Origin of the sequence: Streptomyces albidus (ex Kaewkla and Franco 2022), from assembly GCF_013870515.1 — a bacterium.
GTDB classification, from domain to species: domain Bacteria; phylum Actinomycetota; class Actinomycetes; order Streptomycetales; family Streptomycetaceae; genus Streptomyces; species Streptomyces albidus.
On sequence record NZ_JACBXA010000300.1, the window covers coordinates 1 to 6245 of the forward strand.

Genomic DNA, 6245 nt, shown 5'->3' on the forward strand with positions numbered 1-6245 from the left:
CACGAACTGCGTGTCGAGGATGCCGAGCAGGCCGGCGAGCCGCACGGCGTACTCGTGCTGGATCGAGGGGTCCTTGATGTGTGCGACGACGGGTGCGGCCTGCTCCAGCGCCGCCGAACGGCCCTCGGCGGTATCGAGGTTGTGCTGATCGACGATGGAGCGGATCGCGAACTCGAAGAGCGGCGAGCGGCTCTCGACGACCTTCGCCACCGCCTCGTCGCCCTCGGCGAGGCGCAGCTCGCAGGGGTCCATGCCCTGGGGCGTGATCGCGATCGACGTGCGGGCGGCGAACTTCTGGTCGTCCTCGAAGGCGCGCAGCGCAGCCTTCTGCCCGGCGGCGTCCCCGTCGAAGGTGAAGATGACCTCGGACTGGGAGTTGTCCATCAGCAGACGCCGGAGGATCTTGATGTGGCCCTCGCCGAAGGCCGTACCGCTGGTGGCGATGGCGGTGGTGACGCCCGCGAGGTGGCAGGCCATCACGTCCGTGTAGCCCTCGACGACGACCGCGCGGTTGCCCTTGGCGATGTCCTTCTTGGCGAGGTCGATTCCGTACAGGACCTGGGACTTGTGGTAGATCGGCGTCTCGGGCGTGTTGAGGTACTTGGGGCCGTTGTCGTCGTCCCGCAGCTTGCGTGCGCCGAAGCCGACGACGTCGCCGGTGATGTCCCGGATGGGCCACATCAGCCTGCCGCGGAAGCGGTCGATGGGACGGCCGTTCCTGGATTCCTGGGCGAGCCCGGACAGCGTCAGCTCCTTGTCGGAGAAGCCCTTGCCGCGCAGGAAGCGCACGAGATGGTCCCAGCCGGCCGGTGCGTATCCGACGCCGAAACGCTCGGCGGCCAGCTTGTCGAAGCCACGGCCGTCGAGGAAGCGGCGGCCGATCTCGGCCTCGGCGCCCTGCAGTTGCTCGACGTAGAACTGAGCGGCCACCTTGTGCGCCTCGACCAGGCGGGTGCGCTCGCCCTGCTGACTGGCCCGGCCGTACCCGCCCTCCTCGTACCGCAGGGTGATTCCGGCCTGGGCGGCCAGGCGCTCGACGGACTCGGAGAAGGAGAGGTGGTCGACCTTCATCACGAAGTCGAGGGTGTCCCCGCCCTCCTGGCAGCCGAAGCAGTGGTAGAGGCCCTTGCTCGGACTGACGTGGAAGGAAGGGGACTTCTCGTCGTGAAAGGGGCAGAGCCCTTTGAGGTTGCCACCGCCGGCCGGGCGCAGCTGGAGGTATTCGGAGACGACGGCGTCGATCGGGACTGCGTCCCGAACCGCCTTCACGTCCTCGTCATTGATCCTTCCAGCCACACGGGGAATTGTACGGCGGGCCGCCGACACCATTCCGCCACCGTCGGCGCCGGCAGCGCGGCGGGGTCGTAGCGCGGCGAGCGCGGACGGGGTGCGGCGGGCGCAGCTGGCTAAGGGCGGGGGATGTTGCGGAGGTTGGAGCGGGCCATCCGGACCATGCTCCCGACGCCGCCCGCCAGCACGGTTCTGCCGGCCGAGAGCGCGAAGCCGCTCACCTGCTCGCGGGTGATCCTCGGCGGGAGGGAGAGCGCATTGGCGTCGGTCACCACGTCGACGAGGGCGGGGCCCTTGTGCTGGAAGGCCTCGCGCAGGGCGTCGCGCAGCTGCTTGGGCTTCTCGACCCGGACGCCGTGCGCACCGGCCGCCCGCGCGATCGCCGCATAGTCGGTGTGCGGAACGCCGGTGCCGTGCGGGGGCATGCCGTCGACCATCATCTCCAACTCGACCATGCCGAGGGAGGAGTTGTTGAACAGGACGACCTTCACCGGCAGGTCGTACTGCACGAGGGTCAGGAAGTCGCCCATCAGCATGGAGAAGCCGCCGTCCCCCGACATCGAGACGACCTGGCGGCCGCGGTCGGTGAACTGTGCGCCGATGGCCTGCGGCAGCGCGTTGGCCATGGAGCCGTGGGTGAAGGAGCCGATGACGCGACGGCGTCCGTTGGGGGTGAGGTAGCGGGCGGCCCAGACGTTGCACATGCCCGTGTCGACGGTGAACACGGCGTCGTCGTCCGCCTCGTCGTCCAGGAGCGCCGCGACGTACTCGGGGTGGATCGGCGTGTGCTTCTCGACCTTGCGGGTGTACGCCTTGACCACGCCCTCCAGCGCGTCCGCGTGCTTCTTCAGCATCCTGTCGAGGAACCGCCGGTCGCTCTTCTCCTTCACCTTCGGCGTCAGACAGCGCAGCGTCTCGCGGACGTCGCCCCAGACGGCCATGTCGAGTGTGGTGCGACGGCCCAGGTGTTCGGGGCGGATGTCGATCTGGGCGATCTTGCAGTTCTTGGGGAGAAAGGCGTTGTACGGGAAGTCGGTGCCGAGCAGCAGGAGCAGGTCGCACTCGTGAGTGGCCTCGTAGGCGGCGCCGTAACCGAGCAGCCCGCTCATGCCGACGTCGTACGGGTTGTCGTACTGGATCCACTCCTTGCCGCGAAGCGCATGCCCCACGGGTGACTTGATCCGTTCGGCGAACTCCATCACCTCCGCGTGCGCGCCCGCGGTGCCGCTGCCGCAGAAGAGGGTGACCTTGCCGGCCTCGTCGACCAGGCGGGCGAGCGCGTCGATCTCGTCGTCGGCGGGCCGTGCCGTGGGCCGGACCGTGACCAGGGCGTGCTCCTCGGGGCTCGCCGGCGCCTGCTCGGCGGCGATGTCGCCGGGGAGCGTGATGACGCTGACGCCCTGGCGGCCGACGGCGTGCTGGATCGCCGTCTGCAGCACCCGCGGCATCTGCTGCGTGCTGGAGATCAGCTCGCTGTAGTAGCTGCACTCGCGGAAGAGCTGATCGGGATGGGTCTCCTGGAAGAAGCCGGTGCCGATCTCGCTGCTGGGGATGTGCGAGGCGAGAGCGATGACCGGTGCCATCGAACGGTGCGCGTCGAAGAGCCCGTTGATGAGGTGCAGGTTGCCGGGCCCGCACGACCCGGCGCAGGCAGCGAGCCGCCCCGCCACCTGGGCCTCGGCCCCGGCGGCGAAGGCGGCGGTCTCCTCGTGGCGGACCTGGATCCACTCGATCGCGGGGTTGCGGCGGATGGCGTCGACGACGGGGTTCAGGCTGTCCCCCACCACTCCGTACAGCCGCTTGACCCCCGAGCGCACGAGTGTGTCGATGAACTGCTCGGCCACCGTCTGTTTCGCCATCTTTGCCGCCTGCCCTTCGCCGCTTCGCCGCCGAGGCCTCGTAGCGGCAATTTATCCCTTCTGTCCGCCTTGGGCTCCTTCCCGCAGCGTGGCCAGCGGCACGGCCGGGTCGGCCAGGGCGTCCGGGTCGACGGGGGACTTCGAGCGGATCAGCTCCTGGATCTCACCGGTCACGTCCCACACGTTCACGTTCATGCCGGCCAGCACGTGGTTCTCACGCAGCCAGAAGGCGACGAACTCGCGCTTCGCCACGTCGCCCCGGCACACGACCTGGTCGTAGGAGCCGGGGGGTGCGTATCCGGAGTACTCCAGGCCCACGTCGTACTGGTCCGAGAAGAAGTACGGCACCCGGTCGTAGCGGACCTCGCGGCCGAGCATCGCGCGCGCGGCCGCCGGGCCGCTGTTGAGGGCGTTCGCCCAGTGCTCGACGCGCAGCGACCGCCCCAGCAGGGGATGCTCGATGGACGCGACGTCCCCGGCCGCGTAGATGTCGGGGTCGGAGGTGCGCAGGTTCGCGTCCACGGCGACACCACCGCCCGGGCCCGTCGCGAGTTCCAGCCCGGCAGACTCCGCGAGCGCGCTCCGTGGGGCCGCACCGATCGCTGCCAGTACGTCGTGGGCGGGGTGCTCGTCGCCGTCGTCCGTCCGGACGCTCTGCACCATCCCGTCCTGACCGACGATCTCGGACAGCCGCGCCCCGAAGTGGAAGCGCACGCCGTGCTCCTGGTGCAGGTCGGCGAAGAGCATGCCCATCTCGGGGCCGATGACGGTGTGCAGGGGTGTGGGTTCCGGCTCGACGACGGTGACTTCGGCTCCGAACGAGCGTGCGGCGGCGGCGACTTCGAGGCCGATCCAGCCCGCTCCCGCGATGACGAGGTGGCCGTTCTCCTGCCCGAGCGCCGTGAGCCGTCCCCGCAGCCGGTCCGCGTGCGCGAGCCGTCGCAGGTGGTGGACGCCGACGAGACCGGTGCCGGGGACGTCCAGGCGACGCGGTTCAGCGCCCGTGGCGAGCAGCAGCGCGTCGTAGTGCACGCGGGCGCCGTCGCCCAGGCGGAGACTCTTGGAGGCACGGTCGAGTGCCACGACGGTCTGGCCGAGGTGGAGTTCGATGTCGGCGCCCGCGTACCAGGCGGGCTCGTGCACGAAGACGCTGTCGCGATCGTCGGCACCGGTGAGATATCCCTTGGAGAGCGGAGGGCGCTCGTAGGGATGGTCGCGTTCGTCGCCGATCAGGATGACCCGTCCGGTGAAGCCCTCCGCACGCAGTGCCTCGGCTGCTTTCGAACCGGCAAGCCCTCCGCCGACGATGACGAACGTCCGGTGTGCGTCGACCACTTGACTCCTCCTCGCTGACCCCTGACAGAAAACCGTCCAGTGTGAGCGTCCCGCATCGGACGGGCAGCGGGAAGAGGCCCCGGGAGCGTCGTGACGTACGGGTGCTGCTGCCCGGGGACGCCGCGGGGCTGCGGGCAGGTGCTCGCAAACGCTCCCGCCGACTGCCCGTCAGAAGGGCCTGGGGGTGCCCTCGAAGTGGCGTCGTCCGCCTTCACTCTGCGGACTCGCCCTCAGCCGCTGCGGGTGAGGCGTCCGTGCAGCGAGCGGGCCGAGATGTCGGTCAGCGCGGCGATCTGGTCGACGACGACGCGCAGGCGACCGGCGTCGTCCTCCGCCTCAGCGAACAGCGCGCGGAACTGCGGGTCGAGACCGTCCGGTGCGCGTGCGGTCAGCTCCTCGGCGAGTTCGCCGAGTACGACGCGCTGGTCCGCGCGGAGCCGTTCCAGGTCGGGACGCTGCATCACGTAACGGTCGGCGACGGCCTTGAGCACCGCGCACTCCATCCGGATCTCGCGGGGCACGACCAGCTCCGCCCCGTAGCGGGTGAGCCTGCCCGAACCGTGGGCCTCACGTGTGGCGCCCTCCGCCGCGAGACAGAAGCGGCCGATCAGCTGGCTGGTGGCGTCCTTCAGCCCTGCCTGCGCCACGGCCGAACCGTCGTAGCCGTGCGGCCACCACTCCTGTTCCAGCAACCGGTCGAGTGCGGCGGCCAGTTCGTCGTCGGCGGCGTCGGAGGCGTAGCGGGCCACGGTGACGGCGAAGATGTCGCGCCGCTCGGGCTCGGCGTGCAGCACGTTGGGGTCGAGGTGCCCGGCGTGCAGGCCGTCCTCCACGTCGTGCACGGAGTAGGCCACGTCGTCGGCCCAGTCCATGACCTGCGCCTCGAAGCACTTGCGCTCCCCGGGCGCCCCGCGCCGGACCCAGTGGAAGACGTGCAGGTCGTCCTCGTAGACGCCGAACTTGGGCGAGTCCGGGTCGGTGGGATGACCGCCGCGCGCCCAGGGGTACTTGGTGGCCGCGTCGAGAGCCGCCCGCGTGAGGTTGAGTCCCACGGGAATGCGGCCTGCCGTGCGGCCACCGCTGTCGGAGTCCTCGTCCACCGTCAGGAAACGCTTGGGCTCCAGCCGTGAAAGCAGCCGCAGCGACTGCGCGTTGCCCTCGAACCCCCCGCAGGGCGCGGCGATCTCGCTCAGTACGCGTTCGCCGTTGTGCCCGAACGGCGGGTGGCCGAGGTCGTGCGCAAGGCAGGCGGCCTCCACCAGGTCGGGGTCGCAGCCGAGGGCGGCGCCCAGTTCCCGTCCGACCTGGGCGCACTCCAGGGAGTGGGTCAGCCGGGTGCGCGGACTGGCGTCCCAGGCCTGCGCGCTGGAGCCGGGCGCGACCACCTGGGTCTTGCCGGCGAGGCGGCGCAGCGCGGCCGAGTGGAGTACGCGTGCACGGTCGCGCTGGAAGGCGGTACGGCCCGGCCGCTTGTCGGGTTCGGGCGCCCAGCGCTCGATGTCGGGCAGGTCGTAGAGGGCGGTGCCGTCCCCGGTGACCTCTGTGTCGTGGGTGCCGTGCATACGCCGACGTTATCCGCACAGAGCTGCGAAGGGTCACGCACCTACGAGAGGGCCGGACGCGGCCGCCGTGCCCGCCTCAAAACCGGCACCGCACGGGGCCCCGGCAAGGGCCTCGTCGAAGCGGTGCAGCACGAGCTGCGCCAGCGCGGGATGGGCGCCGACGGGGGCGGAGGCGATCCACGGCGCTCGGTCAGCGCAG

Annotated in this window: 4 protein-coding genes; all 4 read right to left on the reverse strand. The window is 70.6% G+C overall.

The annotated features are described in order from the left end of the window. On the reverse strand, positions 1 to 1296 hold a 1296-nt coding region (gene dnaG, locus H5J26_RS27220), incomplete at its 3' end, for a DNA primase (RefSeq protein ID WP_181768624.1). 110 nt (positions 1297 to 1406) lie between these two features. Further along, complete coding sequence (locus H5J26_RS27225) at positions 1407 to 3149, reverse strand: pyruvate dehydrogenase (protein WP_181768625.1); 1743 nt, start codon at positions 3147 to 3149, stop codon at positions 1407 to 1409. A 51-nt stretch (positions 3150 to 3200) separates the two neighbouring features. Next, positions 3201 to 4484: an NAD(P)/FAD-dependent oxidoreductase gene (locus tag H5J26_RS27230; RefSeq protein ID WP_181768626.1), complete on the reverse strand. Its 1284-nt coding sequence runs from the start codon at positions 4482 to 4484 to the stop codon at positions 3201 to 3203. Between the two features lie 230 nt (positions 4485 to 4714). Further along, positions 4715 to 6046: a deoxyguanosinetriphosphate triphosphohydrolase gene (locus H5J26_RS27235; RefSeq protein ID WP_181768627.1), complete on the reverse strand. Its 1332-nt coding sequence runs from the start codon at positions 6044 to 6046 to the stop codon at positions 4715 to 4717. Between the last annotated feature and the right edge of the window lie 199 nt (positions 6047 to 6245).